The organism is Allomesorhizobium aridi (assembly GCF_043769475.1).
Lineage (GTDB): Bacteria > Pseudomonadota > Alphaproteobacteria > Rhizobiales > Rhizobiaceae > Allomesorhizobium.
This window is the reverse complement of record NZ_CP171729.1, coordinates 3,625,319-3,643,814: the sequence shown is the minus strand read 5'-3', so window position 1 is coordinate 3,643,814 and position 18,496 is coordinate 3,625,319. Positions and strand designations below refer to the sequence as shown.

Below are 18,496 nucleotides of genomic sequence, written 5' to 3'. Positions count from 1 at the left end.
CTCCCCCTTGCGGGGGAGGTGTCGCCGGAGGCGACGGAGGGGGGGTGGAGACGAAGCGCTCGGTTCTGCGCCGACACAGTATTCTGCGCCACCCCCACCCGGCCCGGAGCCTGTCCTTGGGCTTGCCGAAGGCAAGACCCGGGGAAGCCACCCTCCCCGCAAGGGGAGGGAGTCGCGCAGGTTAGCGCCAAGGGAGAGAATTGATGTCAGACGTTATTTGTACCCGACGCGAGGGCGGCGTTTTCGAAGTCACGCTCGACCGGCCGAAGGCCAACGCAATCGACCTGGCCACGTCGCGAAAGCTCGGCGAGACCTTTCAGGCATTCCGCGACGATCCGGAACTGCGCGTCGCCATCGTGAAGACCGCGGGCGACAAGTTTTTCAGCGCAGGCTGGGATTTGAAGGCTGCAGCCGGCGGCGACGCGGTCGATGGCGATTATGGGGTCGGCGGCTTCGGCGGCCTGCAGGAACTGCGCGACATGAACAAGCCGGTGATCGCCTGCGTCAACGGCATGGCGGTCGGCGGCGGGTTCGAACTCGCGCTGTCTTGCGACCTGATCTATGCGTCGGATCATTCGAGCTTTGCGCTGCCCGAGATCAAGGCTGGCACGCTGGCGGATGCCGCGACCGTCAAGCTGCCGAAGCGCATTCCGTATCATGTCGCGATGGATCTTTTGCTGACCGGGCGCTGGATGGACGTCGCGGAGGCGCATCGCTGGGGGCTGGTCAACGAGGTGCTGCCGAAGGAGAAGCTGGAAGATCGCGTCTGGGAGATCGCGCGCCTGCTCGCCGGCGGGCCGCCGCTGGTCTTCGCCGCGATCAAGGAGGTCGCGCGGCGCGCCGAGGCGATGGAATTCCAGGACGCGATGAACTGGATCACCAAGCGCAAATTCCGCACGGTGGACGAACTTTATGCGTCGGAGGACAACCAGGAGGGATTTCGCGCGTTTGCAGAGAAGCGCGATCCGGTCTGGAAGGGCAGGTAGGCCGCCATCGTTTTCGAGAGGAGCCGCCGTGGCTGATGAAACTGAGCCGGCTCACGATCCGCAGGATCTTGAGCGTTTTCTAGTCACGCGACAGAGGGCCGGTGATCTGGATGGAATGGTGGCGCTCTATGAACCTGGCGCCATCATCGACAGCGGCGATGGGTTGACGGAGGGGAAGGATTCAATCCGCACCTTCTTTGCGGAGATCATCGCATCAGGGCGCAAGTTCCAGCTCGGGGAGCAGCGCGCCGCCGTCGTCAGCGGAGACTTGGCGCTCACCTCTACACGTTTTCCCGACGGCAGCATCAGCGCTGAGGTCGCCCGCCGCCAGGGTGACGGAACGTGGCTTTGGGTGATCGACCGATTTTCGAACTCGTAGGGCGCCAGGTCGAAGACAGGTCGGCGGCCGCAACTGAAGTGCAAGGGAGTCGGCAAACGATCGCCATGATCGATTACGAGAAACTGATCGATGCGGAGACCTGGGCGTTCATCGAGCGCACCAATTCCTATTACCCGCCCACCGGCGGCGAGACGATCGACGATCATCGCGCGAATTATGATGCGATGTGCCGGGGTTTCCATGCCGGCTATCCCGAAGGCGCGGCGGCCGAAGATTCGGCGATCAGCACGCCGACCCACGCGATTCCCATCCGCATCTACCGCACCGCCGCGCCGGAAGCGGCGTCGATGGTGCTTTATTTCCATGGCGGCGGGTTCATCCTCGGCGGGCTCGACAGCCATGACGATGTCTGCGCCGAATTGTGCGCGGGCAGCGGCTATGAGGTGGTGTCGGTCGATTACCGGCTGGCGCCGGAGCATGTCCATCCGGCGGCCTTCGACGACGCGATCAGCGCCTTCGAGTGGGCGGCGGCGACCTACAGCCAGGCGATTCTGCTTTGCGGCGATTCGGCCGGCGGCAATCTCGCGGCCGCGGTCAGCCACGCGACGCGCGGCCATAAGCGCCACCCGATCGGACAGGTGCTGATTTATCCGGGCCTAGGTGGCGACGCCTCGAAGGGCTCCTATGTGGTCCATGCCGAAGCGCCGATGCTCACCGTGCGCGACCTGGATTTTTACCGGGACATCCGCACCGGGGGCGTCGACCGCACCGGCGATATCACGCTCGCGCCGCTCGCCGACGCCGAATTCGCCAATCTGCCGCCGACGGTGATCATCACCGCCGAGTGCGATCCGCTATCCTCCGACGGCGAAGCCTATGGCAGCCGCATCCAGGCGGAGGGCGGCAAAGCGTGGTGGCATGAGGAGCCGGGGCTGGTGCACGGCTATCTCAGGGCGCGGCATACGGCTGCGCGGGCCCGCGCCAGCTTTGGCCGGATCATCGAGGCGGTAACTGTGCTCGGCAAGGGCGAGTGGGTGTGGTGAGACGCTGGCGCTGGCGCCTATTTTCCCGCGCGGGGAGAAAGGAGGTCGGCACTACCTCCACGACTGCAAGGCGTATCTCGCACATAGGCGATGATCGTGTGGTTTGCCCATGTCGCTTATCGCCGCCCCATCATGTCAGCATCTGTCAGGAATGTTTTCCTCGACTTTGTCCACACCCTCCCTCAATGCCCGCATACTGCATCCCGGCAGCTTGCTGGTGGGAACGGGTGTGCACGACCGGCATCCAGGCAAGTGTGGCGCCGGAGATGACTCCCGCATGGTCGTGCGGGGCGCTCCGGCCCCGGGTCGAACCTGTGCGCCCGCTCCTTGTCCCAGAATACCGGGACAGGGCATGGGCCGGGAGCGGCAAGGGGAGAAAACGCCGGCGGCGCATGGCAGCGCGTCAAATAACTAAAATAATCGGCGTGGTTGCCATGCGCCGCTTCCCACAATGGCCAGACGCGGAAGCGGGCGTGGCAACGGAGAGGTGCGCCTTCTAACATGGAGACACCGTTACATGACCCGAAGGACAAAGCCCGATCGGGGCCTTGGAACGCAGCTCTGTTACCCGGTGTTGCACAACGTTAACGGGAACCCGGTCGCACCGGTGGGACATGGATGCTAGCCTGCCGCAGGCAGCATGAGACGCAGGAGCAGAAAACAACGATGGCTACGGTACTGAACGCCAAAGGCGTCCCACTTCCCTATAGCGGATCCTCGGTCAATCATTTTTCGGCGACGAATTCGGGCCCGCAGCTATACGGCAGCGCCAGGAATGATTCGATGTGGGGCGACGGCAGTGTCGCCGTGACCATGTTCGGCGGGCTCGGCGACGACATCTATTATCTCTACTCGGCCAAGAACAAGGCTTTCGAACAGGCCGGCGAAGGCATCGACACGATCAGCACCTGGATGAGCTACACGCTGCCGGCCAATATCGAGAACCTGACGGTCACCGGCAGCGGGCGCTACGCCATCGGAAACTCCGGCGACAACATCATCACCGGCGGCTCGGGCCGGCAGACGATCGACGGCGGACTGGGCGACGATGTCCTCAAGGGCGGAGCCGGGAGCGACATCTTCGTCTTCGCACAGGGAAACGGAAGCGACCTGATCCGCGATTTCACCGCCGAGGACCAGGTCCGCCTCAACGGCTACGGCTTCGCATCGTTCGACGAGGTCAGGGCCGGCATGGTCCAGTCGGGAAGCGACGTGCGGCTCGACCTGGGGGAGGGCGAGGTTCTGGTCTTCGCCGGCACGACCGTGGACCGTCTTGCGCCAAGCCAGTTCAAGTTGAGCCTCGACAGGTCGGCGCTGGCCTTGTCGTTCTCGGACGAGTTCGACACGCTCGATCTCCGGGACGGCTCGGGCGGCACCTGGGACACGAATTTCTGGTGGGGACAGCCGAACGGAAGCACACTCGCCGAGAACGGCGAGCTGCAATGGTATATCGACGCCGACTACGGCCCGACAAGCTCGGTCAACCCGTTCAGCGTCGATGACGGCATCCTCACGATCACCGCGGCCAGGGCGCCGGATTCGATCCAGCCGTATATCAACAATCACGAATATACGTCCGGGCTGCTGACGACGTATGGCTCGTTCTCCCAGACCTACGGCTATTTCGAGATGAGAGCCGACATGCCGAACAATCACGGCGTCTGGCCGGCCTTCTGGCTGCTGCCGGCGGACGGCTCATGGCCTCCCGAACTCGATATCGTGGAGATGCGCGGACAGGATCCGAACACGGTCCATGTCAGCGCGCACTCCAACGAGACCGGCAACCGCACGACGGTGTCCTCGGCGGTCAATGTGACCAACACCGAAGGTTTCCACAATTACGGGCTGCTGTGGACGGAAGACGAACTCGTCTGGTATTTCGACGATGTCGAGGTCTTCCGCACCGACACTCCGGACGACATGCACGAACCCATGTACATGCTGGCCAATCTGGCGGTGGGAGGGACTGCCGGAACGCCCGCCGACGGCCTGGCGACGCCCGCCGAAATGCAGATCGACTATATCCGCGCCTACGAACTGGACTGGCTTGTCTGAGATGGGAAGGCGCGCGCCTCGCTCGAATTGCGTTTAAGGAAACCTGGGCAGCGGCAGCGGTCGAGATAGGGGTGCTTCGCGTGACTACGGTACCCAAAATGCAGCGCTCAGCTTGATCGGCTCCTAGTGGAGGTCACGCCCCCGGCTTCGACCTGCGTGCAATGATGCGTATCTCGATGATCGTGCCCGGTGTGATCAGTTCCACGACGCCGATTGCCGTCCAGGCCGGATAGGGCGGGCGGATATGCTCGTCTTTGACTTTCATGAATGCGGGGAGATGTCGGCGAAGCTCCACGTGGTACGTGGTCATTTCGACGATGTCGGAAAAGCCGAGGCCGGCGGCCGCAAGGTTCTTGCCAAGCGATGTAAAGGCGTCGCGAAATTGCGTCTCCGGGTCGGCAGAGACCGTGCCGTCCGGGCGCGTGTCCGTCTGTCCTGAAAAGAAAACGAACTCTCCCGTGTCCAGAATCGGAGAAAGGTGCCATTCGTCGTGATACATGGCGAATTCGGGTGCTGCGATCGTTGACATCATCGTTAGCCTTCACCGGCCATCGCTACAGAGTTTACCGCGAAGGCGGTCCGCAATTCGCACGATTGCGACGCACAGTGGAACTAATTCCCCGCGCTTTCCATGCGCCGGCCCTTGATCGCCTTCTCCAGCCAGCCGATCTCCATTTCGGGAACCGATGACAGGAGCAGGTCGGTATAGGCGTCGAAGGGCGGTTTCAGGACTTCGGATTTCGGGCCGTAGCGCACGACCTCGCCGCGATACATGACCGCGATAGAATCGGCGATGGATTTGACGGTCGCCAGGTCGTGGGTGATGAACAAATAGGCGACATCTTCCTCCTGCTGCAGGTCGAGCAGAAGCTTGAGGATGCCGTTGGCGACCAGCGGATCGAGGGCGCTCGTCACCTCGTCGCAGATGATCAGCTTGGGCTTGGCGGCGAGCGCGCGGGCGATGCAGACGCGCTGCTTCTGGCCGCCGGACAGTTCGGCCGGATAGCGGTCGATGAAGCCCTTGCCCATCTCGATCTTTTCGAGGAGTTCGGCCACGCGAAGATCACGCCGTTTTCCACGCAGATCGAAATAGAATTCCAGCGGCCGGCCGATGATGGCGCCGACTGTCTGGCGCGGGTTCATGGCGACGTCCGCCATCTGGTAGATCATCTGCAATTGCCGCAGGTCTTCCTTCGTGCGGTCGGCCAGGCGGTTGGCGAGCGTGCGCCCGGAGAAGGTGACGCTGCCTTCCGACGGCGGCAAAAGGCCGGTGACCGCCCGCGCCAGCGTCGATTTGCCGGAGCCGGATTCGCCGACGACGGCGAGCGTCTGGCCCGGGAAGATGTCGACGCTGACATTCTTCAGCACCTTGACCGTGCCGCCTCCATAGGCGGCTGTCACGTTCTTCACGGAAAGAAAAGGCGCCGTGCCGGGCTTCTTCTCCCGGTGCTCGATCTCGTGCACCGACACCAGCGCATTGGTGTAATCCTGCCGCGGCTCCTTGATGATCTGGTGCGTGCCGCCCCATTCCACCAGCTTGCCGTGGCGCAGCACCATGATCTCGTCGGCAACCTGCGCCACCACGGCGAGGTCGTGGGTGATGTAGAGCGCCGCGACCCCTGTATCGCGGATCGCGTCCTTGATGGCCGCGAGCACGTCTATCTGCGTCGTCACGTCGAGCGCGGTGGTCGGCTCGTCGAAGACGATCAAATCGGGCTCGGAGCATAGCGCCATGGCGGTCATGACGCGTTGCAACTGGCCGCCCGAGACCTGGTGCGGAAAACGCCTGCCGATGTTTTCGGGGTCGGGAAGGCTGAGCTTTCTGAACAGGGCAACCGCGCGCCTTTCGGCCTCGGCTCTCGTCGCCGTGCCGTGCAGAAGCGCTGCCTCGACGACCTGGTCCATGAGCCGGTGCGCCGGATTGAATGCCGCCGCCGCCGATTGCGCGACATAGCAGACCTCGCGGCCGCGCAGCTTGCGGATGCCGGATTTGCCGGATTTCAGGATGTCGCGGCCATTGAGGATCACCTCGCCGCCGGTGATGCGGCAGCCGCCGCGGCCATAGCCCATCGAGGACAGGCCGATGGTCGACTTGCCGGCGCCGGATTCGCCGATCAGGCCAAGCACCTTGCCGCGCTTCAGCGTCAGCGACACGTCATCGACGAGCGTGATGTCGCGGGGCGCTTCGCCCGGCGGAAACACCCTCGCCTCGATCCGAAGGTTGCGGATGTCGAGCAGGATTTCCGGCTTCGCCTGCATTCCAGCCTTGGCCATTAGCCGCGCCCTCCCTTGAGGCTGGTGGTGCGGTTGAGCACCCAGTCGGCGACCAGGTTGACGGAGATCGCCAGCGCTGCGATCGCGGCGGCCGGGATCAGCGCCGCCGGTATGCCGAAGACGATGCCGTCCTTGTTTTCCTTGACCATGCCGCCCCAGTCGGCCTGCGGCGGCTGCACGCCTAGCCCGAGGAAGGACAGCGCCGAAAGGAACAGCACGGCATAGATGAAGCGCAGGCCCAGTTCCGAAACCAGCGGCGACAGGGCATTGGGCAGGATCTCGCGAAAGATGATCCACGCCGAGCCTTCGCCGCGCAGCTTTGCTGCCTCGACGAAATCCATGACGTTGATGTCGACAGCCACCGCGCGCGACAGCCGATAGACGCGGGTCGCATCGAGAATGCCCATGACCAGGATGAGCGTCACCAGCGTCGAAGGCAGGACGGAAAGCACGACGAGGGCGAAGATCAGCGTCGGGATGGCCATCAGCAGGTCGACGAAGCGCGACATCAGCGTGTCGAACCAGCCGCCGACAACGGCTGCTGTGAAGCCGAGGACGGAACCGAGCGTGAAGGACAAGGCCGTGGCCAGGACGGCGATCAGGATGGTGGTGCGGGCGCCGTAGATCAGGCGCGACAGCAGATCGCGGCCGAGATTGTCGGTGCCGAGCCAGTATTGCGCCGATGCCGGTTCCCAAACATTGCCGACGATCTCGCCGAGCCCGTAGGGCGCTATCCACGGCGCGAAGACCGCCGCGACCATGAACAGCGTGGTGAAGACCAGGCCCAGCCAGGCGCCGGCGGGTATTCTCTTCAGATCCAGCATGCCGGCCTCACTTCGGATGCCTGAGCCGCGGATTGGCCACGATCGCGCCGATGTCGGCGACGATGTTCAAACCGATATAGACCGCAGCGAAGATAAGGCCGACTGCCTGCACCACCGGCACGTCGCGCTTGGCGACGTGGTCGACGAGATACTGGCCCATGCCCGGATAGACGAAGATCACCTCGACCACGACCACGCCGACGATGAGGAAGGCGAGGTTGAGCATGACGACGTTGATGATCGGAGCGATTGCGTTGGGGAAGGCATGCCTGCGGATCACGTCGAAGGCCGACAGCCCCTTCAGTTCGGCGGTCTCGACATAGGCGGACTGCATGACGTTGAGGATGGCGGCGCGCGTCATGCGCATCATGTGGGCGAGAACGACGAGGGTCAGCGCCGTGGCCGGCAGGGCGATCGCCTGCATGCGATCCAGAAAGGGCATGCCGTCATAGACGGTGGAGATGCCGGGGAACCACTGGAACTTCACCGCGAAGAAATAGACCAGCAGATAGCCGATGAAGAATTCGGGCAGCGAGGTGGAGGCCAGCGCCATGCCGGAGATCAGCTTGTCGACGAAGCCGTTGCGGTAGCGGACGGCGAGCAGGCCTAGGATGATCGCCAACGGCACGGACACGACCGCTGCCCAGAAGGCAAGAAACAGCGTGTTCCACAGCCGCCCGCCGATGGAAGTGGCGATATCCTGACCGCTCGACAGCGCCGTGCCGAGATCGCCGGTGACGACGCCGCCCAGCCACCTGAAGTAGCGGATATAGGCGGGGTCGTTGAGCCCCATCTCCTCGCGCAGATTGGCGAGCGCCTCGGGCGTCGCCGACTGGCCGAGGATCGACTGCGCAACGTCGCCGGGCAGGATCTGGGTGCCGGCGAAGATAAGGACCGAGACGGCCAGAAGGAGGAGCAGGCCCAGCGCGATGCGCTGGGCCACGAGCTTCACGATGGGTGACGACATGAGCGCAAGGTCGGGCTCAGGCCACGAGCCAGCACTTGGACAGGGCGTAGCCGCCCATCATCTCCTGGTTGCCGTCCGGGCTCCAGCCGCCGACCTTGGCGCTGGTCGCGTCGATGAAGTCGTTGAACATCGGCGTGATCACGCCGCCCTCGTCGCGCACGATCATGCCCATGTCGGCGTAGATCTTCTTGCGCTTCTCGGCGTCCAGTTCGGCGCGCGCCTGGAGCAGCATCTTGTCAAAATCCTCGCGGAAGAAGCGCGTGTCGTTCCAGTTCGCCTTGGAATAGTAGGCGGTGGAATACATCTGGTCCTGCGTCGGCCGCCCGCCCCAGTAGGAGGCCGAGAAGGGCTGCTTGTTCCAGACTTCGGACCAATAGCCGTCGCCGGGCTCGCGCTTCACCTCGATGGTTATGCCGGCCTTGGCGGCGCTCTGCTGATAGAGCTGGGTGGCGTCGACGGCGCCCGGGAAGGCCACGTCCGACGTGCGCAGCAGAACCGGACCGGAATGGCCGGACTTCTTGTAATGGAAGGCGGCCTTTTCGGGATCGTATGTGCGCTGCTCCATTTCGGTGAAGAGCGGGTAGACCTTGTTGATCGGCGTGTCGTTGCCGACCGAGCCGTAGCCCTGCAAAATCTTCTGGACCAACTCTTCGCGATCGAGGGCGTACTTCAGCGCCAGCCGCAGGTCGTTGTTGTCGAACGGCGCGGTGTTGCAGTGCATGATGAACACGTAATGACCACGGCCGGCGACGTTCTGGATCGTTACGCCGGGTACGCGCTTGATCAGTTCGACGATCTTGGGTTCGACGCGGTTGATTATGTCGACCTGCCCGCCCTGGAGGGCGGAAGTGCGCGCCGTCGCGTCGTTGATGACGATGATCTCGATCTGGTCGGCGAAGCCGCGGTCGTCGCGCCAGTAATTGGCGAACTTTTCGCCGCCATGGCGCACGCCCGCCTCGTTGACGGTGATCTTATAGGGGCCGGTGCCGATGCCTTCGGCCGGGTTGTCCTTGCCGCCATTGGGCTGGATCATCAGGTGGTAGTCATCCAGCAGGAAGGGCAGGTCGGCATTGGCGTCCTTGAGCGAGAAAACGACGGTGTCGCCGTCGGCCTTGACGCTGTCGATGCCGCCCATGATGCCGAGCGCGCCGGACTTCGAATTCTCGTCGGAGTGACGCTCCATCGTCGCGACGACGTCGGCCGGCGTCATCTCCTTGCCGTTGTGGAACTGTACGCCCTTGCGGATCTTGAAGGTCCAGACTTTGGCGTCGTCGGAAGCGCCCCATTCCTCGGCGAGCGCCGGTTGCACCACGCCGTCGGCGGATATCTGCACTAGCTGCTCGGCCCACTGGCGGCCGAAGAAATAGGGAACCTGGCTCGACCAGGTCGCGGGGTCGAGACTGTCGGTGGCGGCGCCGCCCTGCATGCCGGCGCGAAGGATGCCGCCCTTGACCGGGCCCTGGGCGCGAGCGGCGCCGGCGAGCAGCGAATTGGCGAATGTAGCCGAGACGCCAAGCGCGGCGGCGCGGCTGAGGAAGTCGCGGCGGTTCAGCTTGCCGGCGACGACATGGCGGCTCAGGAAATCAAGTTCGTTAGACATTTATGGTTCCTCACTCAGGCGGTTTTGCCGACATCATTTTTTGTATTTTTGTGAGTTGAATATTGGCCGCAACACCAAGGCGGGCGCAAGGCAGAATGCGACATGACGTGGCGTAAATGGCATGTCGCGTCTGGACCAACCATGTCAGGCGCTCAGACGTGATCGCGGCGGATTTTTTCCTCGAAATCGCGCTCGAAGATCAGCTTTTCGCCTTCATAGGCCTCGATGCGTGCGGTCAGATGGAAATTTTCGCGATCGGAGCGGATCGCGGTGAAAGTCTCGGTCCGCACCGACCATTCATTTCGCGACAAGGTGGCGGTCCAGTGCGTCTCGCCGCGCGCCGAGAGGGGATCGTCGGGACCTATCGTCCAGGTTTCGCGGGCTATACCGCCGGTCGTGAGACCGTGATCGAGATCGCGGACTTCGCCTGAATCGTCGACGATCGCTAGCGTGACGATGCCGGTCTTTTGGTCGCGGCCGAGATGCCGCTCGGAATTCGCCGGCCGCAGTTGCTCGGTGCGCCAGGGTGCCGCCGCTTCCGGCGGCTGAAACGAGGTTTCGTCGCCTGTAGCGAGCGGCCGCACGGGAAGCATCAGCCTTGCCGAACTCAGTGTCAGCGCGACGGGTTCCGGCGACGGCCAGATCATCGGCCAATAGGCGGTGGAGATCGCCACGCGCAGCCGGTGTCCCACCGGGACGCGATAGGCGGCTTGATCAAGCAGGACGGTGGCGGATATTTCCGCTCCCGGGACCAAGGCTTGCGGGCACTCGTGCGAGGCATGGTGCGTCAGGTTGAGCAGGCCGTAGGAAATCAGTTCCGACGCCCCGTCGGGATGCACATCGCAGAGCCTGACTGCGATGTTTGCCTGCGGCCGGTCGGCGCGAACCGCGATCTCGAGTTGCGCTGCGCCGACGACGTCGATCGGCTCAGTCAGCGGCGGCAGGTCGAAGCAGACCGACAGCGCGTCGTCGCCGCGCTGGTCGCCCGGCAATTCGGGACCGAAGGTGAATGGAAAATACTCTCCGCCTTCGAGGCCGCAATCCTGCCGCGAACCCACGATTACGGGTTCGGCGCCCCTGTCGAGCAGGTCGATCGCACGCGTGGCGATCCGCGGCGAAGGCCATGCCGCCTCAGCGATCCAACGGCCCGGGCGGGCGTCGTGCCAGCGCGCCGGCCGCACGCTGTCCATGAGCCAGGCCCGGTAGGCCGGATCGTTCTCGACCCCGGTGTCGACGCCCTTCAGCCAGCGATCCCACCAGCGCAGCGCCTCCTGCAGGAAACCGATACGGGGCTCCGGCGCGGCATAATGCGGGTATTTGTGGATCCATGGGCCGATGACGCCCTTGACCGGCGCTTTCACGCCCTCGACCAGGTTCGCGACCGTGTTGCGGTAGCCGTCGTGCCAGCCGCCGATCGACAGCACGGCTGCCTGGATCGCGGCAAAATCCTCGCAGACCGAACCGCGCTTCCAGTAGGCGTCGCGGGCCTGATGGGCGAGCCATGTCTTCAGCAGGAAGGGCTGGTTCTCGAGCCTCTCCAGCCACATCTCACGCCAGCTTTCGCCGACGATCGCGGGGTCCGGTGGCCGCGACGAATAGGACAGCATGGTCGAGGCCCAGCCGAAATTCTCGTTGAGCAGGCAGCCGCCCTTGTAGTGGATGTCGTCGGCATAGCGGTCGACGGTCGAGCAGAGGCTTATGACCGCCTTCAACGCCGGCGGCTGCTTCGCGGCGACCTGAAGCGAATTGAAGCCACCCCAGGAAATGCCCATCATGCCGACATTGCCGTTGCACCAAGGCTGCGAAGCGGCCCAGGCGATCACGTCGCATGCGTCCTGCAATTCCTGTTCGGTGTATTCGTCCTCCATCAGGCCTTGCAGATCGCCGTTGCCGCGCATGTCGACGCGGATGCAGGCATAGCCGTGGCCGGCGAACCAGGGATGGGTGAGGCAGTCACGATAGGTCGTGCCGTCGCGCTTGCGATAAGGCAAATGCTCCAGGATCGCCGGGACTGGGTTCTTCCCGGCGTCCTCAGGCATCCAGACGCGAGCCGAAAGCCGGCAGCCGTCCGGCATGATGATGCCGATGTCTGGGTGCTCGACGGTTTTGCGAGGGAAGGTGGTGATGGTCTTCATTCCAAAAGCTCCTGACGGGCGGCATCAGGCATGGAGACGGCTGTAAGTTCAATGCGGATTAGCGTCCTGCCCCATCGCATTTGCGTCCGCAGGAGCAATCGCAGCTGCGGAGCCTTGGTGCCTCAATTCAGCGGGATATCGTTGTCGACCTTGCTGTTCTGGTACTCGGTCGAAAGGGCGTCGTAGCGCGCCGAAATTTTTGTGATCCGTGCTTCGAGCCGCGTGCGCTCGGGTTCAGGCAAAGCGCGGACGACTTTGCGGATTGAATAGCTTTTCCAGTAGGCGTTCTCGGCATTGTAGCCGCCCGGATCGAGGGTGAAGACCTCTTTCAGGATTTTCAAGTCGTGCGGGATGGCGAAGCTGTCTCGCGAATCCTCGTGGCTGAACAGGTAGTAAAAATTGTCGAAGCCGGTCCAGGTGATCGCCGAAAGGCATAGCGAGCAGGGCTCGTGGGTGGCGAGGAAGATGCAATCCCTGGTGTCCGGCCGCTTCTCGCGCGGCATTTCGTAGAAGCGCTTCAGCGCGTGGATTTCGCCGTGCCAGAGCGGATTCTCGATCTCGTTGTTGGTCTCGGCGAGCACCAGCGAGCGGTCGTCCTTCCGCAGGATCGCTGCGCCGAACAGCTTGTTGCCGTGCGATACGCCTTCGGCCGTCCTGGGCACGATGTCGTGCTCGATCACGTCGAGCAGGCGGTCGATGAGGGTCGCATCGCTCAAAGCGTCATTCCGGGCAGGTGGATTTCCCACGGCTCGTCGAAGAAGTATTCCTCGAGATTGGAGCCGTCGCCGCCGCGGTCGACCACCAGGAACTCCTGCGGCTCGTCGATCGGGGTGAGCACGCCGTGCCAGGTATTGCGCGGATAGCTGACGCCCTGTCCGGGCTCGGTGACGAAGGCGTGCGGTGTGCCGGGGCCGTTTTCACCGTCATGGCAGACCACGACCACGAACGGCCGGGGAGCGAGCGGCATGAAGGCTTGGCTGCCGAAGGGGTGGCGCTCGACCATTTCGAGCCGCAGCGGAAACATGAAGGGCTCGCTTTTGACGATCGAGATCAGCACGCGAGCATTAGGCCCTTCGGCCTCCACCCTGGCGAGATCGTGGTAGCGTTCGGCCCTGCCGCCATTGATCGGGTAGTGGTTGTCGCCCTCCATGTCGAGCACATCGCCGAACTCGGCGAAGGCCTCGCGGGTCAGCGGTCCTGCAAGGATTTTTTTCACCTGGAACACCTCTATCCGAAGCGTTTCGCGGCGCCCGATGCGCCGAGCTTCATGTGGCGGTTGACGTCCTTGTAGAGGAGATAGCGGAACTTGCCGGGGCCGCCAGCGTAACAGGCCTGCGGGCAGAAGGCGCGCAGCCACATGTAGTCGCCGGCCTCCACCTCGACCCAGTCCTGGTTGAGGCGGTAGACCGCCTTGCCCTCCAGAACGTAGAGGCCGTGCTCCATCACATGCGTTTCGGCGAAGGGGATCACGGCGCCCGGCTCGAAGGTGACGATGGTGACATGCATGTCGTGGCGCATGTCGGCCGGATCGACGAAGCGCGTCGTCGCCCATTTGCCGTCGGTGCCCGGCATCGGGGCCGGCGCGATGTCGGCCTCGTCGGCGAAGAAGGCTTCGGGAATCTCGATGCCTTCGACGGAGTCGTAGGCCTTGCGGATCCAGTGGAAACGGACCGGCGCGGCGCCTTCGTTGCGGACGGTCCATCGGCTTGCGGGCGGGATGAAGGCAAAGCCGCCGGGCCGCATAACCTGCTTCCGGCCGTCGAGCGTAACGGTCAGTTCGCCTTCCACGACGAAGAGGGCCGCTTCCGCGCCGGTGTCCGGTTCGGGCCGATCACTGCCGCCGCCGGGTCCGACTTCCATGATGTATTGCGAAAACGTCTCGGCGAAGCCCGACAAGGGTCGCGACAGCACCCACGCCCTGGTCTGCTGCCAGAATGGCAGGCAACTGGTCACGATGTCGCTCATCACGCCTTTCGGAATGACGGCATAGGCCGCGGTGAATACGGCGCGGCCGGTGAGGAGGTCCGTCTGCGGCGGCAGGCCGCCATGGGGCGCGTAATAGGTGCGGCCGGTCATATTCGTTTCCCTAATTGCTCGCCGGTGCGCGCAGGTCCTTGGTGACTGTGCCGACCGCATCAATCTCGTGCTCGTACGGCCGGGCGCGGAATGTCTCCGCCAGACCGCCGCCATACCACTCCTGCATGGCGGGCAAGCCCAGCAACCGTGCCACGTAGGCGGCGGAGGAGCGGTCCAGTTCCAGACCGTAGGTCTGGACGCGAAAAGCGACCGGGCAGAAGAAGGCATCCGCGGCGGAAAAATCAGGGCCGGCGAGGAAAGGACCACCGAAGCGGCTAATTCCGTCGTTCCAGAGCACGGAAAGGCGGGCGAGATTGGCCTTCAGCGCGTCCGGCTGTTGGTGAAGGTTTATCCGAACGCCGATATTCATGCCGCAGATATTGCGCAGGGCGGGAAAGCCGGAGTGCATCTCGGCGGCGGCTGAGCGGGCGAAAGCCCGCGCTGCGGGGTCGCTGGGCCAGACGCCCTCATGGCGCTCGGCCAGATACTCGGCGATGGAAAGGGAATCCCAGACCAGGATGTCCCCATCCCCAAGCAGGGGAACCATCCCATTGGGGGACAATAGGCGATACTTCGACCATGCGTCCTGATCGTGAAAGGGGATCAGGTGTTCGGAGAAGGGAATGCCGAGCGCCTTCATCAGAACCCAGGGCCTGAGCGACCAGGAGGAGTAATTCTTGTTGCCGATATAGAGATCGTACATTGGGTGGCTCGCCTTGTTCAATCGGGCAGGATGTCGGCAAGGCGCAGGAGCGCGATGCGTTCCACCTCCTTGCAGGCGGTGGCAAATTCGGCGGCGCGGTCGTTGCCGATGCGGGTTTCGAACGCCGCCAGGATCTCGTCCTTGGTTTTTCCCTTGACGGCTATGATGAAGGGGAAACCAAAGGTGGTGACGTAGGCCGAATTGAGCTTCGAAAACAGCTCGTGCTCGGCATCGGTGAGCGCGTCGAGCCCGGCGGAGGCCTGCTCCTTGGTCGATTCGGCCGTCAGTCTTTTCGCGGCCGCCAGCTTGCCGGCAAGGTCGGGGTGGGCCTTCAGCACGCCGAGGCGCTCGGTCTTGGTTGCGGAGCGAAAGACGCGGCAGAGCGCGTTGTGCAGGCCGCCGGCGCTGTCGTGAGCGGGGCCGAGCTCCAGTTTGAAGGCGCGCTCGGCGACCCAGGGCGAGTGCTCGAAGACGCCGCCGAATTTCTCGACGAAATCTTCCCTGCTCATCCGCGAGGGACGCAGCGCCCGAGCTTGGTAAGGATGATGCTCGCGCCAGTGGCGGGCGATGTCGATGCGCCGCGCCAGCCAGACTTTGTCGTGGACTTTCACATAGTCGACAAAGCGCTTCAGCGCCGCCGCGCGGCCGGGGCGGCCGACGAGCCGGCAGTGCAGGCCGATATTCATCATGCGCGGCCGGCCCGCTTTGCCTTCCTCGTATAGCGTGTCGAAACTGTCCTTGAGGTAGGCAAAAAACTGATCGCCCGAATTGAAGCCCTGCGGCGTGGCGAAGCGCATGTCGTTGGCGTCGAGCGTGTACGGAATGATGAGCTGCGGCGAAATCGCGCCGCCATGGCCGTCGTGATCGAGCCAATAGGGAAGCTCGTCGTCATATGTGTCGGACACATAGTCGAAGCCGCCCTCGGCCGCGGCCAGGCGCACCGAATTGATCGAGGTGCGGCCGAGATAAAGCCCCTTCGGGCGTTCGCCGGTGACTTCGGCATGCAGCAGGATCGCCTCTTCCAGGTCGCGGCGCTCGTCCTCCATCTTGTGGTCGCGGTAGTCGATCCATCGCAGGCCGTGCGAGGCGATTTCCCAGCCGGCTTCCTGCATGGCCGCAACCTGGTCGGGCGAGCGGGCAAGGGCGGTGGCGACGCCGTAGACGGTGACCGGAACTTCGGCTTCGGTGAACATGCGGTGCAGGCGCCAGAAGCCGGCGCGGGCGCCGTATTCGTAGATCGATTCCATGTTCCAGTGGCGCATGCCGGCCCAGGGTGCTGCGCCGACGATCTCGGACAGGAAGGCTTCGGAGGCGGCGTCGCCGTGGAGGATGCAATTTTCGCCGCCTTCCTCGTAATTGACGACGAACTGCACGGCGACATGCGCGCCGCCCGGCCATTTCGGGTCCGGCGGGTTCTGCCCGTAGCCGCGCATGTCTCGCTGGTAACGCATCAATCCCTCGCCGCCAGTCCTGTCGGATCTGCCAATCCAAGATAGTCGACGGGATCGGCCGGCATTCCCCCGAAAAATTTTGAAAGTCTTTTTGTGGCGTTCCGCTTCACCCGGACTTATGCATGGCATTTAATCGCCGCACAATCGACCGCTTGCGCTTGGCGGTCTTGAGGGAGGCAGAATGTCGGGAACTGAAGGCGGACGCCTGACCACGCATGTGCTCGACACCGCTTCGGGAAAGCCGGCGGCGGGGCTGTCCATTTCGCTGTTCCGCATCGAGGGCGAGGAGCGGACGCTGCTCAAGACCGTCTCCACCAACAGCGACGGCCGCTGCGATGCGCCGCTTCTGGCGGGCGCGGAATTTACGGCCGGCGAATACGAGCTGGTGTTTGCGGCGGGCGACTATCTGCGTAGGCAGGGGATCGCGCTGCCGGAACCGGCATTCCTCGACATCGTTCCCATCCGGTTCGGCATGGCCGAGCACAAGCACTACCATGTTCCGCTGCTCATCTCGCCTTACGGCTATTCGACCTACAGGGGGAGCTGAAGGATGGCCGCCGTGAAAATGCGCAACGAAATCCGCTTCCTGCTCAACGGCGAGGCGGTGGCGCTTTCCAAGGTCTCGCCGGACGAGACGCTGCTCGATTATCTGCGGCTGCGCCGGTCGCTGCGCGGCAGCAAGGAAGGCTGCGCGGAGGGCGATTGCGGCGCCTGCACGGTTCTGGTCGGGCGGCTCGCCGGCGGCGAACTCGCTTACGAAAGCGTCAATGCCTGCATCCGCTTCCTCGGCTCGGTCGACGGCTGCCATGTCGTCACCATCGAGCACCTGCGCGGCGAGGGCGGGAAGCTGCATCCTGTGCAACAGGCGATGGTCGACTTCCACGGCTCGCAATGTGGCTTCTGCACGCCCGGCTTCGTGATGTCGCTCTATGCGCTGTGGATGCGCAACCCCGAGCCGTCGGATGAAGCGATCGAGAAGGCGTTGCAGGGCAATCTCTGCCGCTGCACCGGCTACGAGGCGATCGTGCGGGCGGCGCGCGCGATATCGAGCTATGGCAAGGCGGCGAAGGACCCGCTGGCAATGGAGCGCGCGGCAGTCGGCAAAAAGCTAGCAGCGCTGAGGGATGGTGCGCGGGTCGAGATCGGCGAGGGCAAGGGCAGGCTGGTCGTGCCGGCGGATGTCGGGGATTTTGCCGCGATACTCGAAGGCGAGCCGACGGCAACTATCATCGCGGGTTCGACGGATGTCGGGCTGTGGGTGACGAAATTCATGCGCGAGATTTCACCGGCCGTGTTCATCGGCGGGCTGGACGAGTTGCGGACGATTTCGGAGCGCGACGGCGTCATTTCGATCGGCGCGGGCGTGACTTATACGGACGCCTTCTCGACGCTGGCGCGGCGCATTCCGGCGCTCGGGCCGCTGTTCGACCGCATCGGCGGCGAGCAGGTGCGCAATATGGGCACGATCGGCGGCAATATCGCCAACGGCTCGCCGATCGGCGACACGCCGCCGCCGTTCATCGCGCTCGGCGCGACGCTGACGCTGCGCAAGGGCAATGAGCGCCGGACGATGCCGCTGGAGGATTTCTTCGTCGCCTACGGCAAGCAGGACCGCCAGCCGGGCGAGTTCGTCGAGGCAGTGGATGTGCCGGTTCCGGCCGAGAGCGCGCACTTCGCCGTCCACAAGATCACCAAGCGGCGCGACGAGGATATTACGGCGGTGCTCGGTGCGTTCCATCTGACGCTGGCTGGTAATGGCGCGGTTTCGGACATCCGCATCGCCTATGGCGGCATGGCGGCGACGCCGAAGCGGGCGATGGCGGTCGAGGCGGCGTTGCGCGGACGGCCGTGGAGCGAGGCGACGGTCGAGGCGGCACTCGATGCCTACGAGAAGGATTTCACGCCGCTGACTGACATGCGCGCTTCGGCCGAATACCGGATGCTGGTCGCGAAGAATTTGCTCAGGCGGTTCTATCTGGAGTCGACCGGGACGACGGCGCCGGTTCAGGTCTCAAGGCATGAGGCGGCGTGAGGAACTGGTG

At 64.0% G+C, this 18,496-nt stretch carries 17 protein-coding genes; 6 read left to right on the top strand and 11 right to left on the bottom strand.

What is annotated here, in order from left to right:
- Positions 1 to 203: 203 nt before the first annotated feature.
- The 4 genes from ACG873_RS19910 (at position 204) to ACG873_RS19895 (ending at position 4,424) form a co-directional block, all read left to right on the top strand.
- Positions 204 to 986: a carnitinyl-CoA dehydratase gene (locus tag ACG873_RS19910; protein ID WP_394886971.1), complete on the top strand. Its 783-nt coding sequence runs from the start codon at positions 204 to 206 to the stop codon at positions 984 to 986.
- 28 nt (positions 987 to 1,014) lie between these two features.
- The gene (locus tag ACG873_RS19905; protein ID WP_394886969.1) at positions 1,015 to 1,365 is read left to right on the top strand and encodes a YybH family protein; all 351 of its coding nucleotides are present in this window, start codon (positions 1,015 to 1,017) and stop codon (positions 1,363 to 1,365) included.
- Positions 1,366 to 1,430: 65 nt separating this feature from the next.
- The gene (locus tag ACG873_RS19900; RefSeq protein WP_394886967.1) at positions 1,431 to 2,369 is read left to right on the top strand and encodes an alpha/beta hydrolase; all 939 of its coding nucleotides are present in this window, start codon (positions 1,431 to 1,433) and stop codon (positions 2,367 to 2,369) included.
- Positions 2,370 to 3,035: 666 nt separating this feature from the next.
- Positions 3,036 to 4,424 (top strand): family 16 glycosylhydrolase, encoded by a 1,389-nt coding sequence (locus ACG873_RS19895; RefSeq protein WP_394886965.1) that lies wholly within the window; start codon positions 3,036 to 3,038, stop codon positions 4,422 to 4,424.
- Between the two features lie 133 nt (positions 4,425 to 4,557).
- On the opposite strand, the gene ACG873_RS19890 is transcribed toward ACG873_RS19895, so the two are convergent.
- From ACG873_RS19890 to puuE, 11 genes are all read right to left on the bottom strand, one after another.
- Positions 4,558 to 4,956, bottom strand: a complete 399-nt coding sequence (locus tag ACG873_RS19890) for a RidA family protein (RefSeq protein ID WP_394886963.1) — start codon at positions 4,954 to 4,956, stop codon at positions 4,558 to 4,560.
- A gap of 80 nt (positions 4,957 to 5,036) precedes the next feature.
- Positions 5,037 to 6,698, bottom strand: coding sequence for an ABC transporter ATP-binding protein (locus ACG873_RS19885; protein WP_394886961.1), 1,662 nt, complete (start codon positions 6,696 to 6,698; stop codon positions 5,037 to 5,039).
- Entirely contained in the window at positions 6,698 to 7,522 is an 825-nt protein-coding gene (locus ACG873_RS19880) for an ABC transporter permease (protein WP_394886959.1), read from the bottom strand. Before ACG873_RS19880 ends, ACG873_RS19885 begins: the two co-directional genes overlap by 1 nt.
- Positions 7,523 to 7,529: 7 nt before the next feature.
- Complete coding sequence (locus tag ACG873_RS19875) at positions 7,530 to 8,489, bottom strand: ABC transporter permease (RefSeq protein WP_394886957.1); 960 nt, start codon at positions 8,487 to 8,489, stop codon at positions 7,530 to 7,532.
- A gap of 16 nt (positions 8,490 to 8,505) precedes the next feature.
- Entirely contained in the window at positions 8,506 to 10,089 is a 1,584-nt protein-coding gene (locus tag ACG873_RS19870) for an ABC transporter substrate-binding protein (RefSeq protein ID WP_394886956.1), read from the bottom strand.
- Positions 10,090 to 10,241: 152 nt separating this feature from the next.
- Positions 10,242 to 12,224, bottom strand: coding sequence for a CocE/NonD family hydrolase (locus tag ACG873_RS19865; protein ID WP_394886955.1), 1,983 nt, complete (start codon positions 12,222 to 12,224; stop codon positions 10,242 to 10,244).
- Positions 12,225 to 12,346: 122 nt separating this feature from the next.
- Positions 12,347 to 12,940, bottom strand: coding sequence for a nucleoside deaminase (locus tag ACG873_RS19860; RefSeq protein ID WP_394886953.1), 594 nt, complete (start codon positions 12,938 to 12,940; stop codon positions 12,347 to 12,349).
- Complete coding sequence (locus ACG873_RS19855) at positions 12,937 to 13,440, bottom strand: ureidoglycolate lyase (protein ID WP_394886951.1); 504 nt, start codon at positions 13,438 to 13,440, stop codon at positions 12,937 to 12,939. Before ACG873_RS19855 ends, ACG873_RS19860 begins: the two co-directional genes overlap by 4 nt.
- Positions 13,441 to 13,451: 11 nt before the next feature.
- Positions 13,452 to 14,300 carry a bifunctional allantoicase/(S)-ureidoglycine aminohydrolase gene (locus tag ACG873_RS19850; RefSeq protein WP_394886949.1) on the bottom strand — a complete coding sequence of 283 codons (849 nt, stop codon included), beginning with the start codon at positions 14,298 to 14,300 and terminating at the stop codon, positions 13,452 to 13,454.
- 10 nt (positions 14,301 to 14,310) lie between these two features.
- The gene (locus tag ACG873_RS19845) at positions 14,311 to 15,003 is read right to left on the bottom strand and encodes a glutathione S-transferase family protein (RefSeq protein ID WP_394886948.1); all 693 of its coding nucleotides are present in this window, start codon (positions 15,001 to 15,003) and stop codon (positions 14,311 to 14,313) included.
- Positions 15,004 to 15,020: 17 nt separating this feature from the next.
- A complete protein-coding gene (puuE, locus tag ACG873_RS19840; RefSeq protein WP_394886946.1) occupies positions 15,021 to 16,454 on the bottom strand; it encodes an allantoinase PuuE in 1,434 nt (477 codons plus the stop codon).
- 181 nt (positions 16,455 to 16,635) lie between these two features.
- Here puuE and uraH point away from each other — a divergent pair, with 181 nt between their 5' ends.
- Together uraH and xdhA are read left to right on the top strand one after the other, a co-directional pair.
- Positions 16,636 to 17,001, top strand: coding sequence for a hydroxyisourate hydrolase (gene uraH, locus ACG873_RS19835; RefSeq protein ID WP_394886945.1), 366 nt, complete (start codon positions 16,636 to 16,638; stop codon positions 16,999 to 17,001).
- A 3-nt stretch (positions 17,002 to 17,004) separates the two neighbouring features.
- Positions 17,005 to 18,486, top strand: a complete 1,482-nt coding sequence (xdhA, locus tag ACG873_RS19830) for a xanthine dehydrogenase small subunit (RefSeq protein WP_394886943.1) — start codon at positions 17,005 to 17,007, stop codon at positions 18,484 to 18,486.
- Positions 18,487 to 18,496 lie beyond the last annotated feature (10 nt).

Coding starts and splice junctions, on each gene's coding strand:
- ACG873_RS19910 (WP_394886971.1), top strand. CDS start 204: ATGTCAGACGTTATTTGTACCCGACGCGAGGGCGGCGTTTTCGAAGTC.
- ACG873_RS19900 (WP_394886967.1), top strand. CDS start 1,431: ATGATCGATTACGAGAAACTGATCGATGCGGAGACCTGGGCGTTCATC.
- ACG873_RS19895 (WP_394886965.1), top strand. CDS start 3,036: ATGGCTACGGTACTGAACGCCAAAGGCGTCCCACTTCCCTATAGCGGA.
- ACG873_RS19890 (WP_394886963.1), bottom strand. CDS start 4,956: ATGATGTCAACGATCGCAGCACCCGAATTCGCCATGTATCACGACGAA.
- ACG873_RS19885 (WP_394886961.1), bottom strand. CDS start 6,698: ATGGCCAAGGCTGGAATGCAGGCGAAGCCGGAAATCCTGCTCGACATC.
- ACG873_RS19880 (WP_394886959.1), bottom strand. CDS start 7,522: ATGCTGGATCTGAAGAGAATACCCGCCGGCGCCTGGCTGGGCCTGGTC.
- ACG873_RS19875 (WP_394886957.1), bottom strand. CDS start 8,489: ATGTCGTCACCCATCGTGAAGCTCGTGGCCCAGCGCATCGCGCTGGGC.
- ACG873_RS19870 (WP_394886956.1), bottom strand. CDS start 10,089: ATGTCTAACGAACTTGATTTCCTGAGCCGCCATGTCGTCGCCGGCAAG.
- ACG873_RS19865 (WP_394886955.1), bottom strand. CDS start 12,224: ATGAAGACCATCACCACCTTCCCTCGCAAAACCGTCGAGCACCCAGAC.
- ACG873_RS19850 (WP_394886949.1), bottom strand. CDS start 14,300: ATGACCGGCCGCACCTATTACGCGCCCCATGGCGGCCTGCCGCCGCAG.
- ACG873_RS19845 (WP_394886948.1), bottom strand. CDS start 15,003: ATGTACGATCTCTATATCGGCAACAAGAATTACTCCTCCTGGTCGCTC.
- puuE (WP_394886946.1), bottom strand. CDS start 16,454: ATGCGTTACCAGCGAGACATGCGCGGCTACGGGCAGAACCCGCCGGAC.
- uraH (WP_394886945.1), top strand. CDS start 16,636: ATGTCGGGAACTGAAGGCGGACGCCTGACCACGCATGTGCTCGACACC.
- xdhA (WP_394886943.1), top strand. CDS start 17,005: ATGGCCGCCGTGAAAATGCGCAACGAAATCCGCTTCCTGCTCAACGGC.